The 23212-nt window shown below is 67.1% G+C and carries 28 protein-coding genes and 1 riboswitch; of the genes, 10 read left to right on the plus strand and 18 right to left on the minus strand.

What is annotated here, in order from left to right; all coding sequences use genetic code 11:
• Positions 1 to 657, minus strand: coding sequence for a nicotinate-nucleotide adenylyltransferase (gene nadD / locus N5C91_RS12210; protein ID WP_236172425.1), 657 nt, complete (start codon positions 655 to 657; stop codon positions 1 to 3).
• Positions 657 to 1922 (minus strand): glutamate-5-semialdehyde dehydrogenase, encoded by a 1266-nt coding sequence (locus tag N5C91_RS12215; RefSeq protein WP_236200588.1) that lies wholly within the window; start codon positions 1920 to 1922, stop codon positions 657 to 659. Before N5C91_RS12215 ends, nadD begins: the two co-directional genes overlap by 1 nt.
• 310 nt (positions 1923 to 2232) lie before the next feature.
• Between N5C91_RS12215 and N5C91_RS12220 the strand changes: the two genes are divergently transcribed.
• Entirely contained in the window at positions 2233 to 3459 is a 1227-nt protein-coding gene (locus N5C91_RS12220) for an alpha/beta hydrolase (protein ID WP_279829890.1), read from the plus strand.
• 269 nt (positions 3460 to 3728) lie between these two features.
• Here N5C91_RS12220 and N5C91_RS12225 read toward each other — a convergent pair whose 3' ends face one another.
• A complete protein-coding gene (locus N5C91_RS12225) occupies positions 3729 to 4583 on the minus strand; it encodes a class I SAM-dependent methyltransferase (RefSeq protein ID WP_279829892.1) in 855 nt (284 codons plus the stop codon).
• A gap of 63 nt (positions 4584 to 4646) precedes the next feature.
• Between N5C91_RS12225 and N5C91_RS12230 the strand changes: the two genes are divergently transcribed.
• Both N5C91_RS12230 and N5C91_RS12235 read left to right on the plus strand, forming a co-directional pair.
• Positions 4647 to 5366: a DNA-3-methyladenine glycosylase gene (locus N5C91_RS12230; protein WP_279829893.1), complete on the plus strand. Its 720-nt coding sequence runs from the start codon at positions 4647 to 4649 to the stop codon at positions 5364 to 5366.
• Complete coding sequence (locus N5C91_RS12235; RefSeq protein WP_279829894.1) at positions 5363 to 6679, plus strand: bifunctional DedA family/phosphatase PAP2 family protein; 1317 nt, start codon at positions 5363 to 5365, stop codon at positions 6677 to 6679. Before N5C91_RS12230 ends, N5C91_RS12235 begins: the two co-directional genes overlap by 4 nt.
• A gap of 7 nt (positions 6680 to 6686) precedes the next feature.
• On the opposite strand, the gene N5C91_RS12240 is transcribed toward N5C91_RS12235, so the two are convergent.
• Positions 6687 to 7601, minus strand: coding sequence for a LysR family transcriptional regulator (locus tag N5C91_RS12240; protein WP_279829896.1), 915 nt, complete (start codon positions 7599 to 7601; stop codon positions 6687 to 6689).
• A gap of 104 nt (positions 7602 to 7705) precedes the next feature.
• Here N5C91_RS12240 and N5C91_RS12245 point away from each other — a divergent pair, with 104 nt between their 5' ends.
• Together N5C91_RS12245 and N5C91_RS12250 are read left to right on the plus strand one after the other, a co-directional pair.
• Positions 7706 to 7993 carry a putative quinol monooxygenase gene (locus tag N5C91_RS12245; RefSeq protein ID WP_279829898.1) on the plus strand — a complete coding sequence of 96 codons (288 nt, stop codon included), beginning with the start codon at positions 7706 to 7708 and terminating at the stop codon, positions 7991 to 7993.
• Positions 7994 to 8019: 26 nt separating this feature from the next.
• A complete protein-coding gene (locus N5C91_RS12250) occupies positions 8020 to 9033 on the plus strand; it encodes a zinc-binding alcohol dehydrogenase family protein (RefSeq protein WP_279829899.1) in 1014 nt (337 codons plus the stop codon).
• A gap of 174 nt (positions 9034 to 9207) precedes the next feature.
• Here the strand turns inward: N5C91_RS12250 and N5C91_RS12255 are convergent, their stop codons facing one another.
• The 13 genes from N5C91_RS12255 to nrdR all read right to left on the minus strand — a co-directional run bounded on the left by N5C91_RS12255 (position 9208) and on the right by nrdR (position 18937).
• Positions 9208 to 10014: a cobalamin-binding protein gene (locus tag N5C91_RS12255; protein ID WP_279829901.1), complete on the minus strand. Its 807-nt coding sequence runs from the start codon at positions 10012 to 10014 to the stop codon at positions 9208 to 9210.
• On the minus strand, positions 10014 to 10430 hold the full coding sequence (locus N5C91_RS12260) for an MFS transporter (protein WP_279829903.1): 417 nt from the start codon (positions 10428 to 10430) through the stop codon (positions 10014 to 10016). The genes N5C91_RS12255 and N5C91_RS12260 overlap by 1 nt, the downstream gene beginning before the upstream one ends.
• Positions 10427 to 11056, minus strand: coding sequence for a GTP cyclohydrolase II (gene ribA / locus N5C91_RS12265; protein WP_279829905.1), 630 nt, complete (start codon positions 11054 to 11056; stop codon positions 10427 to 10429). The genes N5C91_RS12260 and ribA overlap by 4 nt, the downstream gene beginning before the upstream one ends.
• Positions 11057 to 11177: 121 nt before the next feature.
• Positions 11178 to 11822 (minus strand): TIGR02281 family clan AA aspartic protease, encoded by a 645-nt coding sequence (locus N5C91_RS12270; RefSeq protein ID WP_236172414.1) that lies wholly within the window; start codon positions 11820 to 11822, stop codon positions 11178 to 11180.
• A 5-nt stretch (positions 11823 to 11827) separates the two neighbouring features.
• A complete protein-coding gene (locus N5C91_RS12275; RefSeq protein WP_236172413.1) occupies positions 11828 to 12613 on the minus strand; it encodes a transporter substrate-binding domain-containing protein in 786 nt (261 codons plus the stop codon).
• 9 nt (positions 12614 to 12622) lie between these two features.
• Positions 12623 to 13138, minus strand: a complete 516-nt coding sequence (locus N5C91_RS12280) for a phosphatidylglycerophosphatase A (RefSeq protein WP_081517128.1) — start codon at positions 13136 to 13138, stop codon at positions 12623 to 12625.
• A gap of 2 nt (positions 13139 to 13140) precedes the next feature.
• Complete coding sequence (thiL, locus tag N5C91_RS12285) at positions 13141 to 14100, minus strand: thiamine-phosphate kinase (RefSeq protein WP_236172412.1); 960 nt, start codon at positions 14098 to 14100, stop codon at positions 13141 to 13143.
• Positions 14101 to 14103: 3 nt separating this feature from the next.
• The gene (nusB, locus tag N5C91_RS12290) at positions 14104 to 14583 is read right to left on the minus strand and encodes a transcription antitermination factor NusB (RefSeq protein ID WP_169942244.1); all 480 of its coding nucleotides are present in this window, start codon (positions 14581 to 14583) and stop codon (positions 14104 to 14106) included.
• Entirely contained in the window at positions 14580 to 15056 is a 477-nt protein-coding gene (gene ribE / locus N5C91_RS12295; RefSeq protein ID WP_015475395.1) for a 6,7-dimethyl-8-ribityllumazine synthase, read from the minus strand. The genes nusB and ribE overlap by 4 nt, the downstream gene beginning before the upstream one ends.
• Before the next feature lie 97 nt (positions 15057 to 15153).
• Positions 15154 to 16251, minus strand: coding sequence for a bifunctional 3,4-dihydroxy-2-butanone-4-phosphate synthase/GTP cyclohydrolase II (gene ribBA, locus N5C91_RS12300; protein WP_236172411.1), 1098 nt, complete (start codon positions 16249 to 16251; stop codon positions 15154 to 15156).
• 16 nt (positions 16252 to 16267) lie between these two features.
• Positions 16268 to 16936 carry a riboflavin synthase gene (locus N5C91_RS12305; RefSeq protein ID WP_236172410.1) on the minus strand — a complete coding sequence of 223 codons (669 nt, stop codon included), beginning with the start codon at positions 16934 to 16936 and terminating at the stop codon, positions 16268 to 16270.
• Positions 16937 to 17090: 154 nt separating this feature from the next.
• Positions 17091 to 17253, minus strand: a riboswitch (FMN riboswitch).
• A gap of 122 nt (positions 17254 to 17375) precedes the next feature.
• Complete coding sequence (ribD, locus tag N5C91_RS12310) at positions 17376 to 18476, minus strand: bifunctional diaminohydroxyphosphoribosylaminopyrimidine deaminase/5-amino-6-(5-phosphoribosylamino)uracil reductase RibD (RefSeq protein ID WP_279829914.1); 1101 nt, start codon at positions 18474 to 18476, stop codon at positions 17376 to 17378.
• Positions 18473 to 18937, minus strand: a complete 465-nt coding sequence (gene nrdR / locus N5C91_RS12315; protein ID WP_259759078.1) for a transcriptional regulator NrdR — start codon at positions 18935 to 18937, stop codon at positions 18473 to 18475. The genes ribD and nrdR overlap by 4 nt, the downstream gene beginning before the upstream one ends.
• 137 nt (positions 18938 to 19074) lie before the next feature.
• Between nrdR and N5C91_RS12320 the strand changes: the two genes are divergently transcribed.
• From N5C91_RS12320 to trxA, 3 genes are all read left to right on the plus strand, one after another.
• Positions 19075 to 19542, plus strand: coding sequence for a YbaY family lipoprotein (locus tag N5C91_RS12320; RefSeq protein WP_279829919.1), 468 nt, complete (start codon positions 19075 to 19077; stop codon positions 19540 to 19542).
• A complete protein-coding gene (locus tag N5C91_RS12325; protein WP_236200600.1) occupies positions 19539 to 20195 on the plus strand; it encodes a 50S ribosomal protein L11 methyltransferase in 657 nt (218 codons plus the stop codon). The genes N5C91_RS12320 and N5C91_RS12325 overlap by 4 nt, the downstream gene beginning before the upstream one ends.
• 239 nt (positions 20196 to 20434) lie before the next feature.
• On the plus strand, positions 20435 to 21304 hold the full coding sequence (gene trxA / locus N5C91_RS12330; RefSeq protein WP_236172406.1) for a thioredoxin: 870 nt from the start codon (positions 20435 to 20437) through the stop codon (positions 21302 to 21304).
• A gap of 129 nt (positions 21305 to 21433) precedes the next feature.
• Here the strand turns inward: trxA and N5C91_RS12335 are convergent, their stop codons facing one another.
• On the minus strand, positions 21434 to 21790 hold the full coding sequence (locus N5C91_RS12335) for a hypothetical protein (protein ID WP_279829923.1): 357 nt from the start codon (positions 21788 to 21790) through the stop codon (positions 21434 to 21436).
• Between the two features lie 129 nt (positions 21791 to 21919).
• Between N5C91_RS12335 and N5C91_RS12340 the strand changes: the two genes are divergently transcribed.
• Together N5C91_RS12340 and N5C91_RS12345 are read left to right on the plus strand one after the other, a co-directional pair.
• Entirely contained in the window at positions 21920 to 22489 is a 570-nt protein-coding gene (locus N5C91_RS12340) for a DUF2796 domain-containing protein (RefSeq protein ID WP_279829925.1), read from the plus strand.
• A 15-nt stretch (positions 22490 to 22504) separates the two neighbouring features.
• On the plus strand, positions 22505 to 23212 hold the full coding sequence (locus N5C91_RS12345; RefSeq protein WP_236172403.1) for an ABC transporter ATP-binding protein: 708 nt from the start codon (positions 22505 to 22507) through the stop codon (positions 23210 to 23212).

A 23212-nucleotide genomic window follows, 5' to 3' on the forward strand; every position in this document is an offset into this window, starting at 1 on the left:
TCAGTGGGGCGCCTGGTACAGGCCGTGCGCCTCGATATAGTTCAATACCGCATCCGGCACCAGGTAGCGCACCGAGCGCCCCTGCGACAGGAGTTGGCGGATCTGCGTGGCGGATACTGCAAGCGGCGTCTGCCAGACGAAGGTGATCTGCCCAGCGGGGCCGGTCATCGCCTTCGGGTCGGCAACACTGCGCGCCGCCAGCAGGTCGCGCAGGTCTTCCGGCGGCTCGCTGTCGGCATCCGGGCGCTGCAGCACGACGATATGACAGTGCTCCAGCAACTCTTCCCAGCGATGCCAGGTCGGCAGGCCGCAGAATGCGTCCCAGCCGACCAGCAGGAACAACTGGTCCTGCTCATCCAGCTCCCCACGCAACGACTCCAGGGTGTCGATGGTGTAGGAGGGTTTGTCACGCTTGAGCTCGCGGTCATCGACCACCAGCGGGTCTACGCCGGCTACCGCCAGCTCGACCATTGCCAGCCGCTGCTCCGGCTTCACCTGGGGGGTGTCGCGGTGCGGCGGGCGGAAATTGGGGATCAGGCGCAATTCGTCGAACTCGAACTGCTCGGCCATCTCCAGCGCACTGCGCAGATGGCCGATGTGCACCGGATCGAAGGTGCCGCCGAACAGACCGACACGACGGGAACGCGCCTTGTCCATCAGGTCCGCACGTGTCCGTCGCCGAACACCACGTACTTCTCGCTGGTCAGGCCTTCCAGGCCGACCGGGCCACGGGCGTGCAGCTTGTCGGTGGAAATGCCGATCTCCGCCCCCAGGCCGTACTCGAAGCCATCGGCGAAGCGGGTCGAAGCGTTGACCATGACCGAGGCCGAGTCCACTTCGGTGAGGAAGCGCCGGGCATCGGTGAAGTTCTCGGTGATGATCGCGTCGGTGTGCTGCGAGCCATAGGTGTTGATGTGCTCGATGGCCTGATCCAGGCCGTCGACAATGCGGATCGACAGGATCGGCGCATTGTATTCGGTACGCCAGTCTTCCTCGGTGGCTTCCAGCACATCGGCGCCCAGCAGCGCGCGGGTGGCAGCGTCGCCGCGCAGCTCCACGCCCTTGTCGCGGTAGATGGCAGCCAGCGGCGGCAGCACGCGGTCGGCGATGCCGGCGTGCACCAGCAGCGTTTCCATGGTGTTGCACGGCGCATAGCGCTGGGTCTTGGCGTTGTCGGCGACGCGGATCGCCTTGTCGATATCGGCGGCGACGTCGATGTAGACGTGGCAGATGCCGTCCAGGTGCTTGATCACCGGGACCTTGGCGTCACGGCTGATGCGCTCGATCAGGCCCTTGCCGCCACGCGGAACGATGACGTCCACGTACTCGGGCATGCTGATCAGCGCGCCGACGGCGGCGCGGTCGGTGGTTTCCACCACCTGCACGACGCTGGCCGGCAGGCCGGCCTTGGCCAGGCCCGTCTGGATGCACGCGGCAATCGCCTGGTTGGAATGGATCGCCTCGGAGCCGCCACGCAGGATGGTGGCGTTGCCGGATTTCAGGCACAGGCTGGCGGCGTCGATGGTCACGTTCGGCCGCGATTCGTAGATGATCCCCACCACGCCCAGCGGCACGCGCATCTTGCCCAGCTGGATACCGGACGGCACGTAGCGCATGTCGCGGATCTCACCGATCGGGTCCGGCAGCGTGGCGACCTGGCGCAGGCCCTCGATCATGTCGTCGATACGCGCCGGGGTCAGGGCCAGGCGGTCGAGCATGGCTGGCTCCAGGCCATTGGCACGGCCATTGGCCAGATCCTTCTCGTTGGCTTCGGTCAACTGGGCGCGCGCGGCGTCCAGGGCATCGGCTGCGGCCAGCAGGGCCTGGTTCTTCTGCGCGGTCGTGGCGCGCGCGACAACGCGCGACGCTTCACGGGCGGCGCGGCCCAGGCGGCTCATATAGTCGAGAACGGACTCGGTCATGATCTAACGCGTCTGCGTGAGGGAAATGCGCAAGTATAGCGGGAGCGCCCCCTCAGCGGCCAGCCGCAGCAGCCGGCCGGTCAGCGGTGCGCTTCGCGTAACGCCAACCACCTCCCACGCCACGCCCCATCGGTGAAACGGTGACATCCCCCGGCTCTCCAGGCCCCTCCGCCGCCCGAAGGTTGGGTAACCAAATTCGTATCGGCTGGTTACTTTGCAAGCATGGCTCATTGCCCCCGTTGCGATCGCATTGCCAGGGAGGCGCGCCAGGGAAGAACAACAAGAGGCGGTCCACCGCCGGAGAACTGCCATGCGCTATCGCACCGATTACAGCGCCCAGGCCCTGACCGCCGCCCCGGCGGTGCTGGAACTGGACGGTTGGCAACTGCACTACCAGGCCTTTTCCCCCAGGGAAGATGACACCCGCCCGCCGGTCCTGCTGCTGGGCGGTGCCTTCCAGAGCTTCCGCTCCTTCGCCAGCGAGGTCTCGGAGCTGCTCGCCGGGCACCCGGTGATCCTGCTCGACCTGCCCAGCCAGGGCGGCAACCTGCAACTGGCTCCCGAGCTGAGCCTGGAAGACCTGGCCGATCTCATCGCCGCTTTCGCCGAAACCCTGAACCTGCCGCCGCTGATGCCCATCGGCCTGTCCTACGGCTCGGCACTGGCCGCCCTGTTTGCCGCCCGCCACCCGGCGCGCTGCGGCCGCCTGCTGCTGGCCGGCATCACCGCCTTCGGCCGCCCCGGCGCCCGCGCGCTGCTGGTGGAAGCCCTGGCACGCCTGGAACTGGGCGAGCAGACGCCGTTTGCCCACGGCGTGCTGACCGGCTTGATCAACCCGCTGCGGCTGGCCGATACCGGTGTGTCGCCGGTATTCCGCAAAGCCCTGCTGCGCCAGCTGCAACGCCTGACCCCAGGGGAAATCGAGCGTTACCGGCAGAACAGCCAGCGCCTGCTCGCCTTCGGCGGTTTCGACTGCCACCCGCAATGCCCGACCCTGGTGCTGGCCGGTGAGTACGACCACTTCACCCAACCCTGGGAGCACGCCGAATTCGCCCACGCCTGTGCCAACGCCGAGTTCGCGCTGATCCACAACGCCGATCACCTGGCCCAGTTCGAGCGCCGCGACGCCTGTGCGCGGCTGTACAACCCCTTCCTGCGCGGCGAAGCGCTACCGCGCAGCGCTGCCGGCAGCACGCGCTTCCAGCGCCAGCAATTGCTGCACCTGGAACGCCGCTTCGAACCGCGCCTGGCACCAGCCGATACCCGCGCCGTGCTGAGCAACAGCGAGGGCGGCGAGTGGCGCTGCGAGCTGGCGGAGCTGGGTTATTTCGGTGGGCTGATCCGCGTCGAGCTGCCGGCGGATCGCCCTGCGCGCGGCTGGAAGCTGGCTGCCGCCGGTCTGCCTGAGCTGGATATCCTGCCGCTGCGCTACAGCGGCGACGGCCTGGCGTTCATCTTTGCCCACGGCGATCCACAGGCCAGCGCCGCGCTGGCGGCAATGGTGGTGCCGCTGCAGCAGGGGGCGTGTGCGGCCTGAAAAGAAACCCTCATGAGCCAAGCCCGGCCCATGCCCTCTCCCAGAGGGAGAGGGGACTGTTCGGCATGAGGCGAAACCACAGCCGGCACAATCGGTCCCCCTCTCCCTCCGGGAGAGGGCTGGGGTGAGGGGGATACCCCGACACAGACCTCAGGCATTGGCACTGTTCGCGAGCAAGCTCGCTCCTACAAAAGAGCCTCGGCAGTGCATCGGGGCCGTTGTAGGAGCGAGCTTGCTCGCGAACCGCCCAACCTCGAACAGTCCCGAACCTAAACCCGCGCCTCGACCACCCGCACCAGACTCGGCATCCGCCCTTTCGGCAAACCCAGCCCCACGCCATCCACCTGTGGATCGAGCACGCCCACCCGGCCGAACCCGCAACCGATGAAGGCCTGCTCGATCTCCGCCGCGCTGCGGTAATGCAGCGGATAGCCGCCGCGCGTCAGCTTGCCGATCAGCCCGACCCCCCAGCGGATCTGCCGATAGCGCGGGTGTTCGCGCAGGTCGGGGTAGAGTTCGGTCAGGTAGGTCGCTTCCGGGAACAGCCGCAGGGCCGCGGCCAGCCGGAGCCAGAAGTCCTCGATCACCGGTCGCTGGAAGTAATTCACCAGCCCTTCGGTGATCACCGCGACCGGGCGATCCGGGTCCAGCTCACCGAGCAGTGCCGCCAGGCTCTGCTCGCCCTGTTCGGCGAGGATATCCACAGCCCGCACGCGGTGCTTGCCGTCCAGCCAGCCCTGTCCCTCCAGCAGTGCGGATTTGCGCGCGGCCATGGGCGGCAGGTCGGCTTCCAGGTAAGTCAGTTGCGGATAGCGCTCGCGGAAGCGCCGCCCGCGTGGCGAGAGCCCGCAGGCGATCTCGACCACCTGGGTAACGCCACGCAACTCGATGGCCTGGGTCAGCCGGGCATCGATCAGCAAATGACGTTGTAACAGGAAGTCTTCGATATTCAGGCCGAAACCGATCCGCGCGCCCCAGTTGATCGGCGCCACGCAGCCGTGCACCCAGCGCCCGAAGGCCGTGGCGAAGGCCGGATCGGCCAACTGGTGGCGATACCAGACGTAGCCGGTGTAGTGCGCGCTGGGGGTGATGTGGGCACTGTCGGCCCGGATTCGTTCAGCCATGCTTAAGAATCTTGTTGTTATGATTCCCCAGCCTAAGACCGGCCCGAGAACCGCGACAATCCAATGCCCGCCGAACCCAACCTAAGTTTGCCCTGGCCCGGGGCCAATCCCCTGCCGGACGCCTTCTTCGACCGCGACGCGCTGACCGTCGCCCGCGAGCTGCTGGGCAAGGTGATCCGCCACCGCGTCGGCGACCTGTGGCTCTCCGCACGGATCATCGAAACCGAGGCCTATTACCTGGCCGAAAAGGGTAGCCACGCCTCGCTCGGCTACACCGAGAAGCGCAAGGCGCTGTTCCTCGATGGTGGCCATATCTACATGTACTACGCGCGCGGCGGCGACTCGCTGAACTTCAGCGCCGGCGGCGCGGGCAATGCCGTGCTGATCAAGTCCGGGCACCCCTGGATGGACCGCATCTCCGGTGACGACGCCCTGGCCTGCATGCGCCAGCTGAACCCGGCCGCCGACGGCAGCGAACGCGCGCTGGGCAAGCTGTGCTCGGGCCAGACCCTGCTCTGCCGCTCCATGGGCCTGAAGGTACCGGACTGGGACGCCCGGCGTTTCGACCCACAGCGCCTGTTCGTCGACGACCTCGCCGAGCAGCCCTCGCTGGTCATCCAGGCCGCACGCCTGGGCATTCCCCACGGCCGCGACGAACACCTGCAATACCGCTTCGTCGATGCCGCCTTCGCGCCCTTCTGCACGCGCAACCCACTGCGCCGCGGCCAGGTCGAAGGCCATGACTACCACCTGCTCGGAACCCAGGACGCCACCTTCCGATGATCGATCTCGCCGCCTTCAACGCCTGGATGGCCACCCATCCGCAATGGCTCGCCCTGGTTCTGTTCCTGGTCGCCTTCCTCGAGTGCGCTGCCGTCATCGGCATCATCCTGCCCGGTGTGGTGATGCTCTTCGCCATCGCCGTGCTGGCCGGCAGCGGCGCCCTGGGGCTGGGCGAAACCCTGGCGCTGGCGTTCTTCGGCGGCCTGCTGGGCGACCTGTCGTCCTACTGGATCGGCCGTCACTTCCACCAGGATATCCGCCGCCTGCCGGTGCTGCGCCACCACCCGGAATGGATGGCAGCCGCCGAAGGCTTCTTCCACCGCTATGGCGTCGCCAGCCTGCTGGTGGGCCGCTTCATCGGCGCGCTGCGGCCCTTCCTGCCGATGATCGCCGGCATGCTCGACATGCCTTTCGGACGCTTCCTGGCGGTATCGATCGTGGCCGCCGCCGGCTGGTCGATCGCCTACCTGGTGCCCGGCTGGGCCACCGGCGCGGCCATGCGCCTGCCGCTGCCCGAAGGCTTCTGGCCGGAGGCCGGGGTGGTGGCCGGGTGCATCGCCGTGGTGTTTGCGCTGGTCATTCATGCCGAGCTGCGCAAGGAGCGCAATGCCGCGCTGATCGGCGCCGTGGGTTGCTTCATTCTGTTGTTCGCCATGCTGATCGGCTGGCCGCACCTCGACGCCCTGGACAAGGGTCTGATGGCACTGGTGCAGGAACACCGCCACGCCTGGCTGGACCACCTGATGGTGGCCGTCACCCGCGTCGGCGACTTCCGTACCCAGTTCATTGCCGGCGCACTGCTGGCGGTGCTGCTGGCCGCGCTACGACTGTGGCGCCACGCCTTCTTCGCCGCCGGCACCATGGTCGGCACGGCGCTGCTCAATACCACCCTCAAGCACTTCTTCGGCCGCGCCCGGCCGGAGGTGATCGCCGACCCGCTGTCCGCCTTCAGCATGCCCAGCGGGCACAGCTCGGCATCCTTCGCGTTCTTCCTGGTGCTCGGTGTGCTCGCCAGCCGGGAGAAATCGCCACGCGTGCGCCTGACCTGGATGCTGCTGGCAGTGATCCCCGCCGCCAGCATCGCGCTGTCGCGCGTGTACCTGGGCGCCCATTGGCCCAGCGACATCATCGCCGGCGCCCTGCTCGGCGCCTCGGTGTGCGCCGCCAGCCTGTGGATAAGCCAACGCCGCGTCGAATTGCCGGCCCTGGCGCCGCGCATCTGGTGGAGCCTGTTGCCGACCGCCATGGTGCTGCTGGCGGTGGCCAGCGCCTGGGGCCTGTCGGCAGCTATTCACCGCTACACGCCGCTCTGACGCGGCTTCAGGCCCAGGGGCGCTCGCCCATCAGTTCGGCGCAGCGCAACTGCACGAACTCCCGCAGCTGGGTTACCGCCCGGCTGAGCTGGGCGCGGTGGGTGCAGAACAGGTTCATCGGCGAGGCCTCGCCCAGGTAGTCCGCCAGCGCAACCTCCAGCCGACCGGCGCGCACGTCGGCGGCGACGTCCAGCCAGGACTTGTACACCAGCCCCTGTCCCGCCACGGCCCAGCGCCGCACTACGTCGGCGTCGTCGCAGAGACGATCGCCACGCACCGTTACCTCGTGTTGCTTGCGACTGTCGCTGAAACGCCAGCGTTCATGGGCGCGGCCGCCCAGCATGTACAGCAGGCAGTTGTGCTTTTGCAGCTCGTCCGGGTGTGTTGGCTTGCCGTGGCGGGCGAAGTACTCGGGCGCGGCGCAGAGCACCCGGCGATTGTCCGGCGCCAGCGGCAGCGCAACGAGGTTCGAGTCGCCCGGCAGGCCCAGGCGGAATGCCACGTCCACCGGCTGCCGGTAGAGATCGGCCTGGCGGTCGCTGATCAGCAGACGCAGATTCATGCGCGGGTGCAGCGCCTGGAATTCGTCCAGCCAGGGCAACAGCACATTGCGACCGAAGTCCGACGGCGCCGAGACCTGGAAGTTGCCGGCAATCTCGCTCTTGCCGCCTGCCAGCAGTTGGCGTCCGTCATCCAGGCTCTGCAGCGCAGCGCGGGCGTGGGCCAGGTACAGCTCGCCCTCGGCGGTCAGGCGCAGGCTGCGCGTGGAACGGGCGAACAGGCGCACATCCAGTTCGCTTTCCAGGCGCTTGAGCGCCGCGCTGGCCACCGCCGGCGACAGCTCCAGCTCACGGGCGGCGGCGGAAAGACTGCCACGCTCGGCGGTGCGAACGAAGATCAGCAGGTCGTCGAAACGCAGCATTTTCAAAAATCCTTTGAAAGAGACTCTCTACTTACGCGGTTTTTCTACACGGCGAAAGAGAGCAGCATGCCCTCACCTTCCCCGCCCCACCTGGAGATTCCCGGATGAGCCTGACCCTGATCGCCATCATTCGCGCCAAGCCCGGTCGCGCCGACAGCCTGCAGGAGCGCCTGCACGGCATGCTCGCGCCGTCTCGCGCCGAAGCCGGCTGCCTGCAGTACGACCTGCATCGCGACATCAAGGACGCCGAGCTGATCTACATGATCGAGCAATGGCACGACGAGGATGCCCTGGCCGAGCACGAGGCCAGCCCGCACTTCCAGGCCTTCGTGAAGGCCGCAGAACCTGACCTGGCGGAACTCGATATCCGCCTGATGAACCGCATCGACTGATCGTTCAAAGCGAATAGGAATTCCCCATGAAAGCCATCGGCTATACCCAGAGCCTGCCCAGCAGCGACAGCAACTCCCTGCTCGACATCCAGTTGCCCGAACCCACGCCCGGCCCGCGCGACCTGCTGGTGGAAGTGCGTGCCATCTCCGTCAACCCGGTGGACACCAAGGTGCGCCAGCGCGCCCAGCCTGCCGAGGGCCAATACAAGGTACTCGGCTGGGACGCTGCCGGCGTGGTCCGCGCAGTGGGCAGCGAAGTCAGCCTGTTCAAGCCGGGCGACAAGGTCTGGTATGCCGGCGACCTGACCCGTCCGGGCAGCAATGCCGAACTGCAACTGGTCGACGAACGCATCGTCGGCGCCATGCCGCAGAGCCTGGACTTCGCCCACGCCGCCGCCCTGCCGCTGACCACCATCACGGCCTGGGAACTGCTGTTCGACCGCCTGCAGGTGGCCGAGGGCAGCGCCAGCAAGGGCCAGACCCTGCTGATCGTCGGCGCGGCCGGCGGTGTCGGTTCGATCCTCACCCAACTGGCGCGCCAGCTCACCGGCATGACCGTGATCGGCACTGCCTCGCGTCCGGAAACCCAGGAATGGGTGCGCAACCTCGGTGCGCACCATGTGATCGATCACCGCAAGCCGCTGAGCGAAGAGCTCAAGCGTATCGGCATCGGCGAAGTCACCCACGTGGCCAGCCTGAACCAGACCGAGCAGCACCTGCCCGAGATCGTCGCCAGCCTGCGCCCGCAAGGCCGACTCGCGTTGATCGACGACCCGGAGAACCTCGACGTGCGCCTGCTCAAGCAGAAGAGCCTGTCACTGCACTGGGAGTTCATGTACACCCGCTCGATGTTCCAGACCGACGACATGATCGAGCAGCACAAGCTGCTGCAGCGCGTGGCCGGGCTGATCGACAGCGGCGTGCTGAAGACCACCCTGGGCGAGCACTTCGGCAGGATCGACGCCGCCAACCTGCGCCGCGCCCATGCACTGCTGGAAAGCAACACGGCGAAGGGCAAGATCGTGCTCGAAGGGTTCTGACCCGGCGCTTCCCCGTAGGGCGCATAACCCTTGCCGGGTTATGCGCCCTACGGAGGTGGCGACAGGGGAAGCACCAGTGTGCTGCTGTTCGCGAGCAAGCTCGCTCCTACGAAAAACCACCCCGGTGTCTCCGGCAACCTGTAGGAGCGAGCTTGCTCGCGAACCCAGGCCGGCTCAGTCCGTGTCCCTGGCTCCGGCCAGCAACCGGCAGAGCTTCTCGGTGGCATCGAGCATCGCGAAGCTCGGCTTTTCCAGGTTGCGGTCCGGCACCACCCAGAGCTGTTTCAGCCGCGTGGCGCTGAGTGGCTGCATGTCGGCCCAGCCGCGCAACTGGTCTTCGCTGGCCGCCAGGATCACTTGCGGATCACGCGCCAGAACGGCCTCCTGGCCAACCTGCGGCGCCGGCAGGTCGAGGTCGGCAAACAGATTGCGGCCACCACAGACCTCCAGCGCTTCACTGATGATCTGCCGGCCACCAACGGTATAGAGCGGGCGATCCCAGACCTGGTAGAACACCCGGAGCGGCTGCTCGCGCCGATAGTGCATGCGCAATTGCGCGATACGCGTATCGAACGCTTCCGCCAGTTCACGCCCCTTCTCGGGGCGCCCCAGGCGCTCGCCCACCTCGCGGAACTGCCGGGAAATATCCGCAAGCTGGTGCGGATCAGCCACATAGAGCGCAATACCCACGGCCTTCAGGCGCTGCAATTGCGCCTCGGGCACAGCACCGGGCCAGACCAGCAGCAGGTCGGGCTGCAACGCGAGGATCTGTTCGAGATTGACCTGGCCGTAGCGGCCGACGGACGGCAGGCCTTTCAGCTGCTCCGGACGCGGCCCGCCATCGAGCACGCCGGCCAGCCGGTCGGCGGCGCCCAGTTCGAGGACCATGTCGGTAAGCGAAGGGGCCAGGCTGACCACCCGCTCCGCCGCTGCCACGGGCAGACCGGCGAGCAGCAGGAGCAGGCAGAGGAAGCCGCGCATCAGGCCAGCTGGCGCGGCAGGCGATACAGCCAGAGGATGACCAGGCTGGCAAAGCCCAGCAACAGGACCGGCACGCCATGCAGGTCGACCAGCACCGCCAGGGCGCTGATCCAGGCCGGCAGGCTGCCCACCAGCGCGCCACGGCGCTGCGCGGCGCCAAGCGCCTGCCATGCCGCGGGCTCGTCGGCGCCATCTCGGGCCTTGCCGGTGGCGATCAGCGCGTGCTTGTAGCGACGGAACAGCGGCAGGGTGAGGAACATCGACAGCAGGCCGATGACAAACACCGGCGTCGCCAGCGACTCCGGCCAGGGCGCATCGCCTACCAGCGCCAGCATCAGTTGCTGCGGCGCCAACGCCAGCGCCAGCAGCAGCCACCAGAGCAGATTCAGCCGGCGCCGGGCAGCGGCGCGATTCACGAAGCGGACGCCTCGACCTCGGCTTCGCCCTGATGCATGTTGCCCAGCATGTGGCCCAGCTTGCCCGCCTTGGTCTGCAGGTAGCGCTTGTTGTGCGGGTTCAGGCCCTTTTGCAGCGGCACGCGCTCGGCCACGGTCAGGCCATAGCCTTCCAGCGCCTTCACCTTGCGCGGGTTGTTGGTCATCAGCTTCAGCGAGCAGACACCCAGGTGCTTGAGCATTGGCAGGCACATGGCGTAGTCACGCTGGTCGGCGCCAAAACCCAGGGCCAGGTTGGCCTCCACGGTATCCGCACCTTCATCCTGCAGGGCGTAGGCGCGGATCTTGTTGAGCAGGCCGATACCACGGCCTTCCTGACGCAGGTACAGCAGCACGCCGCGGCCTTCCTTGGCGATGGCCGACAGCGCGCCTTCGAGCTGGAAACCGCAGTCGCAGCGCAGGCTGAACAGCGCATCGCCGGTCAGGCACTCGGAATGCAGACGTCCCAGCACCGGCTGGCCGTCATCGAGCTTGCCCATGGTCAGGGCGACGTGTTCCTTGCCGGTTTCCTCGTCGAGGAAGCCATGCATGGTGAATTCGCCGAAGGGGGTGGGCAGCTTGGAGGCGGCGACGAAAACGACAGACACCGGAAACTCCTGAAAGATTTATCTAAGGAAGGAGGACCGGCATTGTAGCAGCAGCGCCGGCCGCACCGTCATTGCGAATTCTGCAAGATAAGCATCGATGCTTTTGATAGAAGCCGCGGGATCAGTGCTTGGCCTGGATGTACATCATGCCCTGGTCTTCGCGCCAGCCGACGCGGTTGAGGTAGCTCATGCCCAGGAGAATTTCGGTGGGGAAGTCGCCTTCGAGCACAATGGCCTCGACCCCGAGCACCTCGACGCCGCCCAGCTTTACGCTGTTGAGCGTCACCCGCCAGCCCTTGGCGGTGCCGCTGGCGGTGGAGGCCATCATCGGCGTGCCACTGGCGCGGTAGTCGATGCCCAGGCGCCGCGCCTGGCCCTCGTTCATGGCCACCGTGGTAGCGCCGGTGTCCACCAGGAACTGCGCGTTCTGGTTGTTGATGGTGCCAGCGACCCAGTAGTGACCGCCGGTGCCGCGGGCAATGCCCAGCTCGGCACGGGCCGACGGCGCTGCGTAACCGGCTCCGCTGTATTCGCGGGACAGCTCGTAGGTCTGCTCGACGCCACCGACGCGCAGCACTGCCTTGTGGCTGTCGGCACTGACCACCTGAACGCCTTCCGGCCCGGTCTGTCCGACCTTCACCAGCTTGCGCTGGCCGTCGATGTTGAGCACGGCTGCACCGGGGAACAAGCCCACCACCTGAACCTGGGGCGCCGCCAGGGCGGCGAAGGAGCAGACAGACAGGCAGATCAGGGCGTGCAGACGCATGACGATCACTCCTTGGGCGGCAGCAGGGGTTTCAGCGGGGCGTAGGGCCAGTGCCAGCGAGCGAAGATACGCTCCAGTTCGCCGCTGCGGTAAAGCGTCTGCATGCGTGCATCGTAGAGTTTCGCCAGTGCCCGCCCGCGGTCGTTGTTGGCGAAGCCAAGATACAGCGGAATCGAACCGACATCGGTGATCTGGTAGACGCTGGCGTCGACGCCCTTGGCCTCGATCATCTCTTCCAGCTCGGGCCGTGCGTCGATGAAGTAGTCGATACGGTGGCCGTCGAGCATCGGCAGTGCCGAGCTGCGGCGCTGCAGTTCGTTACGCTGCTGGAGGTGGTCCAGGTAGCGGTCGAAGGCATAGCCGCGCATCCATGCCAGGCGGTAGCGGTCCAGTGTGACCAGGCTCGGCCTGGGCGAGGTCTTCAGGCCCAGGGCGCCGATCGGGTCGACGTCATAGGGCCAGCGCGGATAGATGATGTGATCGATTTCATTGCGGTAGGCGCCGACCCAGGCGTCCGCCTCGCCGCGCTGAACCAGCCCGACCGAACGCACATAGGGCTCGCTGCGCAGGCTCAGGCGCACGCCTTCGGGGTCATAGACGGCTCTTAGCAGGTCCCAGGCCAGGCCCCGGCCGTCGGCCTGGGTGTAGTTGACCCAGACTTCGCTGACCACATGGATTTCCCCGGGCAGGGCGGCCTGCGCTTCGGCGGACTGGTCGGCGGCCGGCGCCGCCGACAGCGAAGTCACCGGCAGCCAGCACAGGCAGAGGAGCAGGCACAGCAGTCGGCGCATCGATCTTCCTCAGATCAGCCAGTGGGCCCAACCCCATGTCAGGCCTTGCATCACCAGCCAGGCAAAGACCCCGGCCAGTACGTCATCGAGCATGATGCCCACGCCGCCGTGGACGTTGCGGTCGATCCAGCTGATCGGCCAGGGCTTGGAAATGTCGACGATGCGGAACACCACGAAACCCACCAGCAGCCACCACCAGCCTTCCGGCACCAGCCAGAGGGTGATCCACATGCCGACCATCTCGTCCCAGACGATCCCTTCGTGGTCATGCACACGCAGGTCGTCGGCGACCTTGCCGCACAGCCAGAAGCCGAACAGCATGGTGACGCCCAGCATCAGCCAGTAACCCCAGTCCGGCAGCATCTGCCAGAGTGGTATGAAGGGTAGCGCAACCAGCGAACCCCAGGTGCCCGGCGCTTTCGGCAGGGTCCCCGAGCCGAAGCCGAAGGCCAGGAAGTGCCAGGGATTGCTCCACACCGAATGGGGGACGGGCTGGGCCGGGGCCTGGTTGGGGTGTTCTGTCACGGTCACTCCATGAAATGCAGGTAGCCGCCCTGACGCGGCGTGATATCGGCACCACTGCCATCGAGCACGCGCACGCCCGAACCGGCTTCCACCCTACCGACCACACGCAGGGCCGGCCAGTTCGCCATAAGTGCCGGCAGGTGCTCGGCAGGCAGGGTGAAGGCGAGCACGTAGTCGTCACCGGCGCCCAGCTTCAGCTGCAGTGCGCGCTCGGCGCCCAGGAGGGCGTCCAGCGCCGGGCTCTGCGGCAGCCTGTCGGCCTCGACGATGAGCGCCACGCCAGAGGCGCGGGCGATGTGCCCGCAGTCGGCGAGCAGCCCGTCGGAAATATCCAGTGCGGCGCTGGCCTTGCCGCGCAGCGCCTGGCCGAAGTCCAGTTGCGGTTGCGGTGACCAGTAGCGCGCCAGCAGTGGCTCTGCAATCGACGGCTCGGCGGTCATCTCGCCCAGCACCAGCGGCAATGCGCCGCCCGCCTCGCCCAACGGACCACCGACACAGAGCAGGTCGCCCGGCCGCGCTCCGGCGCGAGTCAGCGCCTGCCCGGCGGGCACGCCGCCGAACACGGTGACGGTCATCGCCAGCGGGCCGCGGGTGGTATCGCCGCCGATCAACGCCAAACCACACTCCTGCGCCTTCTGGTTCAGCCCACGGGCAAAACCTTCCAGCCAGGCCGGGTCGGCCTCGGGCAGGGTCAGGGCAAGGGTGAAGCCGATGGGCGCTGCGCCCATGGCCGCCAGATCGCTGGCGGACACCGCCAGGGCTCGTTGGCCGAGCAGGAAGGGATCGCAGACGGCGGGGAAATGCACGCCGACAACCAGGGTATCGGTGGAGATCGCCAGCTGTTCGCCGGCTTTGGGGGCGAGGAGCGCGCAGTCGTCGCCGATCCCCAATGCCACTGCCTCGCCGCCGGCCGCACAGGCGGCCGAGGCGAAGTAGCGACGGATCAGCTCGAACTCACCCATGCCTCAGCGCTTGGCGCCACGCAGTTCGGCGGCGCGCAGGCGCGGAGCGAGCTTGTCCAGCACGCCGTTGACGAACTTGTGTCCGTCGGTGGCGCCGAAGGTCTTGGCCAGCTCGATGCCTTCGTTGATGACGACCTTGTACGGCACGTCCAGGCGGTTGCGCAGCTCGTAGGTGGCCAGGCGCAGGATGGCCAGCTCCACCGGGTCGACCTCTTCCAGGGCGCGATCCAGGCAGGGAATGAATTCCTGGTCCAGATCGGTCTTCAGGCGCGGTACGCCGTGCAGAATCTCGTGGAAGTAGGCGCCGTCGACATCGCTGAAGTCGTTGTCGGTACGGAAGGTCGCCTCGATCTCGTTGAGCGGCTGGCCAGCCATCTGCCACGAATACAGGGCCTGCACCGCAAGGCTGCGGGCCTTGCGACGCATGGCGATCTTGTTCGGCTTGGCGGGCTTGGCCGGGGTGTTGCCGTCCTGGGTGCTCACTTGGCCTCCAGCTGCGACAGCAGGCTCACCATTTCCAGGGCGGACAGGGCAGCCTCGGCGCCTTTGTTGCCGGCCTTGGTGCCGGAGCGCTCGATGGCTTGTTCGATGGAGTCGACGGTCAGCACGCCGAAGGCAACCGGTACGCCGAACTGCAGGGAAACCTGCGCCAGGCCCTTGGTGCACTCACCCGCTACGTATTCGAAGTGCGGGGTGCCGCCGCGGATCACCGCACCGAGGGCGATGATGGCGTCGAACTCGCCGCGCTGGGCGACTTTCTGCGCCACCAGCGGGATTTCGAAGGCGCCCGGGGCACGGATCACGGTGATGTCGCTCTGGGCGACGCCGTGGCGCACCAGCGCGTCGATGGCGCCTTCCACCAGGCTTTCCACCACGAAGCTGTTGAAGCGGCCAACCACCAGGGCAAAGCGGCCTTTGGGGGCGATGAAGGTACCTTCGATGGTCTTCAGGGTCATGGGCAAGTCTCACTGTTAAAGAGCCGGAGCGTCAGCGTGACGCTCCGCAAATAGGGTAGAAGAACGGCACCGCCGTGCCAGGGCACGGCGGCGAGGTTCATTCAGCGGGCAGGTATTCTACAACTTCCAGGTCGAAACCGGATATCGCGTTGAAACGCATCGGTGCCGACATCAGGCGCATCTTGCGTACACCCAGGTCGCGCAGGATCTGCGAACCGGCACCCACGGTGCTGTAGGTGGTGGTCGGTTTCTGCGCCGGCGCCGGGGTATTGGTGATCTCGCGGACGTGCGCCAGCAGGTCATCGCCGCCGACCTGGTGGCCCAGCAGCAGGACCACGCCGGTGCCCGCCTCGGCCACCTTGGCCATGGCCGCGCGCAGGCTCCAGCGGCCCGCCTGGTTGACCATCAGCAGGTCGCGCAGCGGGTCGGGGTTGTGCACGCGCACCAGGGTCGGCTCCTCGGCGCAGATGTTGCCCAGGGTCAGCGCCAGGTGCACGTCGCCTTCCACGGAGTCGCGGTAGGTGATCAGCTTGAACTGGCCCAGTTCGGTATCCAGCGGCTGCTCGGCGAGGCGCTCGACGGTGCGTTCGTGGATCAGACGGTAGTGGATCAGGTCGGCGATGGTGCCGATCTTGATGTCATGCTGCTTGGCGAACTCTTCCAGTTCCGGGCGACGGGCCATGGTGCCGTCGTCGTTCATGATCTCGCAGATCACCCCGGACGGTTCGAAGCCGGCCATGCGCGCCAGGTCGCAGGCAGCCTCGGTGTGGCCGGCGCGAGCCAGCACGCCGCCGGGCTGGGACATCAGCGGGAAGATGTGGCCGGGGCTGACGATGTCGGCAGCGACGGCGTTCTTCGCCGCGGCGGCCTGCACGGTGCGCGCGCGGTCAGCGGCGGAGATGCCGGTGGTGACGCCTTCGGCGGCCTCGATGGAGACGGTGAACTTGGTGCCGAAGCCGGAGCCGTTGCGCTGCACCATCAGCGGGATGCCCAGACGCTCGCAGCGCTCGCGGGTCATCGGCATGCAGATCAGGCCGCGGGCAAAGCGCGCCATGAAGTTGATGTCTTCGGTGCGGACACACTCGGAGGCGATGATCAGGTCGCCTTCGTTCTCGCGGTCCTCGTCATCCATGAGGATGACCATCTTGCCCTGACGCATGTCGTCGAGCAGTTCTTCAATGCTGTTGAGTGCCATACGGGGACGAGCCTTTTCAGTGTTTCAGGAAGCCGTTGTCGGCCAGGAATGCTTCGGTGATACCGCCGGCGCCGGCGCTGGGTTCAGCCGCCTTGTCGCCGAGCAGCAGACGCTCCAGGTAGCGCGCCAGCAGGTCCACTTCGAGGTTGACCAGGCGGCCGCCACGGTAGTCGGCCATGATCGTCTCCTGCACGGTGTGCGGGACGATGGTCAGCTCGAACTCGGCGCCGTTGACCGCGTTCACCGTCAGGCTGGTGCCGTCCACGGTGATCGAGCCCTTGAGCGCGATGTACTTGGCCAGCTCGCGCGGTGCGCGCACGGTGAACTGGATGGCGCGGGCGTTTTCCTCGCGCTTGACGATCTCGCCGACGCCGTCGACGTGGCCGCTGACCAGGTGACCGCCCAGGCGGGTGGTCGGGGTCAGGGCTTTCTCCAGGTTCACCCGGCTGCCGATCTTGAGTTGCGCGAAGGCGGTGCGCGCGAGGGTCTCGCGGCTGACGTCGGCCCAGAAGCCGTCGCCGGGCAACTCGACCGCAGTCAGGCAGATGCCGTTGACCGCGATGCTGTCGCCGAGCTTGACGTCGGCAAGGTCGAGCTTGCCGGTCTTCACGTACAGGCGCACGTCACCGCCCTTCGGGGTGATGGATGCAATGGTGCCGATGGATTCGATTATGCCGGTGAACATGAGGCCTCCCGAACGGCAAAGGCCGCTGGCCGGCCAGGCCGCGTAGCCAACTGGGAAAGATGATGCATGTGGCGAACTCCTGTTTTGATTAAAAAACAGGGCGTCTCGATCGAAGGGACTTCTCGGGCGCGCGCAGGCACGCCCCGATGGCTCATCCCGTTCTCTCTTCATCCGGACTATGACCGTCGGCCCCGGAATCACACCGGGTCTGCTGACCCTGGCCATCCGGCGAACCGGTCTGGACAGGCGCTCGCGGGCTAGACGCATTGCGCGTCATTACCGCCGGTGGGGACTTTCACCCCGCCCTGAGAACGTCAATCGCGGTCGTTACAGCGTCGACCGCGTGTGGCGTTTTACCACAGGCCGGCGCAAGTCGGAAGCTTCCTATTGATTGCCGCGCACCCGCCGGCGAGCCGACGAGGGTGGCGCCGGCGCGCCATCACAGCGGTCTGGCAGTGACCAGCCAGTCGTCACCCACGGCGCGGATATCGACGATCTTCAGCTCGCGGGATTCGCTCATGCGCTCCAGCGGCAGCTCCAGCAGCGGTCTCGCGGAGGAGCCGAGCAGCTTGGGCGCCATGAAGATGTTGTACTCGTCCACCAGGCCGAGACGGGCAAAGGCGCCGGCCAGGCGCGGGCCGGCCTCCACCAGCACGTCGTTGACACCACGACGACCGAGTTCGCTCAGCAGCGCCAGCAAATCGACCTGGCCGTCGAGGCCGGCGAGGTTGAGCAATTCGTGGCCGACCACGGCGTAGTTCGGGTCGTCCTGGGTACTCACCACCAGCGCCGGGCCGGCCTGGAAGAAGGTGGCGGTCAGCGGCACCCGCAGGCGCCCGTCGATCAGCACGCGCAACGGCTGGCGCTGCGAGGCCAGCTCGGTCTGTTCGGCATCCAAGCCCAGTTCGTCCGGACGGACTGTAAGCCGGGCGTCGTCGGTCAGCACGGTATCCGCGCCGGAAAGCACCACGCTCGATTGCGCACGCAGGCGCTGCACGGCACGGCGCGCGGCCGGGCCGGTGATCCACTGGCTTTCGCCACTGGCCATCGCGGTGCGGCCATCCAGGCTCATCGCCAGCTTCACACGAACGAAGGGCAGGCCGGTTTCCATGCGTTTGAGGAAACCCTGATTCAGCGCGCGGGCCTCGTTTTCCAACACACCGGAGCGCACCTCGATACCGGCTTCGGCAATGCGCCGCATGCCGCTGCCGGCGACTTGCGGATTAGGGTCCTGCATGGCCGCAACCACGCGGGCGAGGCCGGCGCCGATCAGCGCATCGGCGCACGGCGGGGTGCGGCCGAAGTGACTGCAGGGCTCCAGGGTGACATAGGCGGTGGCGCCACGGGCCTTGTCGCCAGCCTGGCGCAGGGCGTGGACCTCCGCGTGGGGCTCGCCGGCGCGCACATGCCAGCCCTCGCCAACCACCTCGCCATCACGGACGATGATGCAGCCAACACGGGGGTTGGGGTGCGTCGTGTACCAGCCCTTGCGCGCCAGCTCGATGGCGCGGGCCATCCACACCTCATCCATGGCACTCATTCCTTCGAGGGCTCGCGGGCCAGGCGCTCGATTTCCTCGCGAAATTCGTTGAGGTCCTGGAAGCGCCGGTACACCGAGGCGAAGCGAATGTAGGCGACTTCATCGAGCTTCTGCAGCTCGGCCATCACCAGTTCGCCGAGCACCCGCGACTTGATCTCGCGCTCGCCAGTGGCGCGCAGCTTGTGCTTGATGTGCGCCAGCGCCTCCTCCAGCCGCTCGATGCTCACCGGGCGCTTCTCCAGCGCGCGCTGCATGCCGGCGCGCAGCTTGTCCTCGTCGAAGGGCTGGCGGCTACCGTCCTGCTTGATCAGGCGCGGCATGACCAGTTCGGCGGTCTCGAAGGTGGTGAATCGCTCGCCGCAAGCCAGGCACTCGCGGCGCCGGCGGACCTGGTCGCCCTCGGCGACCAGGCGCGAATCGATGACTTTGGTGTCGTGGGCGCCGCAGAAAGGACAGTGCATGGCGAGTCTTGGGCAGTCTTGTCGGAGGAAAAGGTAAGAGGCTCATGGTAGCGCATCGACTGGCCGAATAAACCCCGCTCCCCGCAGACAAGCCGCAGGCATTAGGCTATATAGGCGCCCGCCTGGAATCTGCCGCGATGGAGCCCGCCATGTTCGCCCGCCTGCTGTGTCTGTCCCTTACCGTCCTGCTGGCTGCCTGTGCCAGCGAGAAACCTGCGTCGACTGCCCAGCCAGTCGCCGTATCGAAAAAAACCACGTCCCCGCTGGACGCGCCCTTGCCAGCCAACCTGCGCGCCCTCACCGGCCAGTTGAGCAGTCCCCAGGGCTTCCTGCCGGCGGGTAGCGAAGTGGAGCTGGCGCTGCTGGTGATCGACCAGCGCGACCGCCCGCAACAATTGCTCTCCAGCGAGAAGATCATCGCCACCGGCCAGGCCCTGCCGTTCCGCGTGGTATTCAACCCGCAGTCGTTCCCGGCCGGCGCCCGCGTCGAACTGCACGGCCGTGTCTCGCAATCCGGGCAATTGGCCTGGCGCCTGCCGCCGGTGCGCATCACCCAGGCGGAAACCCGCGCCCTGGGCGAGCTGCGCCTGGTAAGCGCGCCGTGACACCGCCGCTGTCCCTGCAGACAGCGCTCGCTGAGTTGCTCGGCGACGCGCGCCTGTCCGCGGAAATGCTGCCTGGCACCGACATCCGCCTCTGGCTGATCGATGCGCAGAACATGGACCGCGAATTCAGCCCCGACGAAACCCGGCGCATCCTCGACGAGCCGCCCTACTGGTGCTTCTGCTGGGCCAGCGGCCTGGTGCTCGCCCACTGGCTGGCGGAAAAGCCCGAATGGGTGCGCGGCAAGCGCGTGCTGGATTTCGGCGCGGGCTCGGGCATCGCCGCCATTGCCGCGGCCAAGGCCGGTGCCGCCGAAGTGGTGGCCTGCGACCTCGACCCGCTGGCGCTGGACGCCTGCCGTGCCAACGCCGAGCTGAACGGCGTAGAGCTGCTCTATTCGGCAGATTTCTTCCAGGAAGACGATCGCTACGACCTGATCATCGTCGCAGACGTGCTCTACGACCGCGCCAACCTGCCGCTGCTGGACGAATTTCTCAGCCGTGGCCGCGAGGCCCTGGTGGCCGACTCGCGGGTCCGCGACTTCAGCCATCCGCTCTATGAGCGCCTGGGCATCCTCGATGGCTGTACCTGGCCCGACCTGGCCGAGCCAGCCGAATTCCGCCATGTGAGCCTGTATCACGCGCGTCGCGGGTGACATCGGCGCGTTGGGTGAGACGATCGCGGACGAAGTCCGCTCCTACCTAACCGGTTGGCACGGCGCAAGCGCGCGCGTAGGAGCGGACTTCGTCCGCGATCGCACCCCGGCCGCATCATCGGCCCATATTGCTCCTGAAGGGAATTACGCTGCCCGACCAGCCCGGGTTGTTTCCGTCAGGCAGCGCCCCCACTTATAGTGGCAACCACTTTCATCGCCCCACTCGCCCGAGATTCCCCATGAGCGATACGCCCTACATCTTCGACGCCAGCATCGCCAACTTCGATCAGGTCGTCATCGAGAACTCCTTCCACAAGCCGGTCCTGGTGGACTTCTGGGCCGACTGGTGCGCCCCGTGCAAGGCGCTGATGCCGTTGCTGGCGCAGATCACCGAGTCCTACCAGGGCGAGCTGCTGCTGGCCAAGGTCAACTGCGACGTCGAGCAGGACATCGTGATGCGCTTCGGCATCCGCAGCCTGCCCACCGTGGTGCTGTTCAAGGACGGCCAGCCGGTGGACGGCTTCGCCGGCGCGCAGCCCGAATCGGCGATCCGCCAGATGCTCGAGCAGCACGTCCAGCCGCCCGCACCGGCTGCCGGCAATCCTCTGGAACTGGCGCAGACCGCCTTCAACGAAGGCCGCTTCGCCGAAGCCGAAGCGCAGCTCAAGGTCCTGCTGGGCGAAGACAACAGCAACGCCGCTGCGCTGATCCTCTACGCCCGCTGCCTCGCCGAGCGTGGCGAGCTGGGTGAGGCCGAAACCGTGCTCGACGCAGTGAAGAGCGACGAGCACAAGCAGGCACTGGCCGCCGCCAAGGCCCAGCTGACCTTCCTGCGCCAGGCGGCCGACCTGCCCGACGCCGCTACGTTGAAGACCCGCCTGGCCGCCGACGCCAACGACGACGAAGCCACTTACCAGTTGGCCGTGCAGCAACTGGCGCGCCAGCAGTACGAGGCGGCGCTGGACGCCCTGCTCAAGCTGTTCGTGCGCAATCGCAGCTACGGCGAGGACCTGCCGCGCAAGACGCTGGTCCAGGTGTTCGACCTGCTGGGCAACGACCACCCGCTGGTGATCGCCTACCGCCGCAAGCTGGCGAACCTGCTGTACTGACGAAAAGGGCGCCGCGAGGCGCCTTTTTCTTTCTGTAGGAGCGAGCTTTTTGTAGGAGCGAGCTTGCTCGCGAACAGCCCCGCAGCGTGGTTCGCTTCGCGAGCAAGCTCGCTCCTACAAGTCTCCCGGCTACTCCTCGCCCCAGGTGAAGACCTGCACACCGTCGCGCACCTCGATCCTCACCTTCGGGCTATGGCGCAGGCGCACCAGCAATCCCTTCGCCGCTCCCGTGCTGCCCGCCAGTGCTTCCAGTTCATCCATCAGCTCCGGCCCTTCCGTGCTGCCGCTGCGGCGCAGCAGGTCCTGCGCGGCCAGCCACAGCTTGTCCGCCGGGCCGCTGCCGGCTGCCGCAGGAGCGGCGGCCGGAGTGGACGGCAGCACGGCCGCCACAGGCAGGTTCTGCGCCAGCCGAGCCCAGTCGGCGGCGTCCATTTCCACAGTCAGGTCCACCGGCCAGTCGCCGATGGTGCCCTTGATTCTCAGCATCGCCCTTCTCCTCGCGCCGTTTCGCGCATGCTCCCACGGCATCGGCGCCACGCCAAACACACGCTAAGCTAGCCTTAATTTTTCATCTGTTATAACGTAACAAAATCATTCAATGGACCGGAGTTCCCCATGCGCCCCTTGCTCCTCGCTGTCGCCCTGCTGCCCCTCGCCGCCCACGCCCACGACGAACATGAACACGGTAGCCTCGGCAAGCATGAGCATGGCGTTGCCCAGCTCAACGTCGCCCTCGACGGCAAGACCCTGGAACTGCAGATGGACAGCCCGGCAATGAACCTCGTCGGCTTCGAGCATGCCGCCACCAGCGCGGCCGACAAGGCCACCGTCGCCACTGTGCAGGCCCAGCTCAAGCAGCCGCTGCAACTGCTCAGCCTGCCCGCCTCGGCCAAGTGCAGCGTGCAGTCGGTGGAGCTTTCCAGCCCGCTGTTCGGCGATGCGCCCAAGGCAGAAGAGCACGACCATGACGACGGCGACCATGACGAACACGAAGGCCATCACCACGCCGACATCGACGCCCACTACCAGCTGACCTGCGCCCAACCGCAGGACCTCGCCACTCTCGACTTCGCACCGCTGTTCAAACGTTTCCCGGCGACGCAGAAGATTCAGGTACAACTGATCGGCCCGAGCGGCCAGCAAGGTGCAGAATTGACCGCCGCCAACCCGACCCTGAACTTCTGATCACGACGCGCTGAAATGACCGCACTGCTCGAACTCGACAACCTCGGTTTCGCCTGGCCCGGCCAGGCGGAGCTGCTGGACATCCCCGCCTTCGCCCTGGCCCATGGCGAGACCCTGTTCCTCAAGGGCCCGTCCGGCAGCGGCAAGACCACCCTGCTCGGCCTGCTCGGCGGTGTGCAGCGCCCGCAGCGCGGCAGCGTCAAGCTGCTCGGCGAGGACATCGCACAGATGAAGTCGGCACGCCGCGATCATTTTCGCGTCGACCACACCGGCTACATCTTCCAGCAGTTCAACCTGCTACCGTTCCTCTCGGTGCGCGAGAACGTCGAGCTGCCCTGTCATTTCTCCCACAGCCGCGCCGAACGGGCGACCCTGCGCCATGGCAGCGTGGCCAGGGCTGCCGAGGCGCTGCTCAAGCACCTGGGGCTGGGCGACGCCGCACTGATCGAGCGCCGCGCCGACAGCCTGTCCATCGGCCAGCAACAACGCGTCGCCGCCGCCCGCGCACTGATCGGCCAGCCGGAACTGGTGATCGCCGACGAACCGACCTCGGCGCTGGACGCCGATACCCGCGAGGCCTTCCTCCAACTCTTGTTCGCCGAGTGCCGCGAGGCCGGCGCCAGCCTGCTGTTCGTCAGCCATGACCAGAGCCTGGCGCCGCTGTTCGACCGCAGCCTGTCCCTCGCCGACCTCAACCGCGCTGCCCGCGCTCCGGGAATCTGA

The sequence above is a fragment of the Pseudomonas sp. GD03903 genome (assembly GCF_029840045.1).
GTDB lineage: Bacteria > Pseudomonadota > Gammaproteobacteria > Pseudomonadales > Pseudomonadaceae > Pseudomonas > Pseudomonas pseudonitroreducens.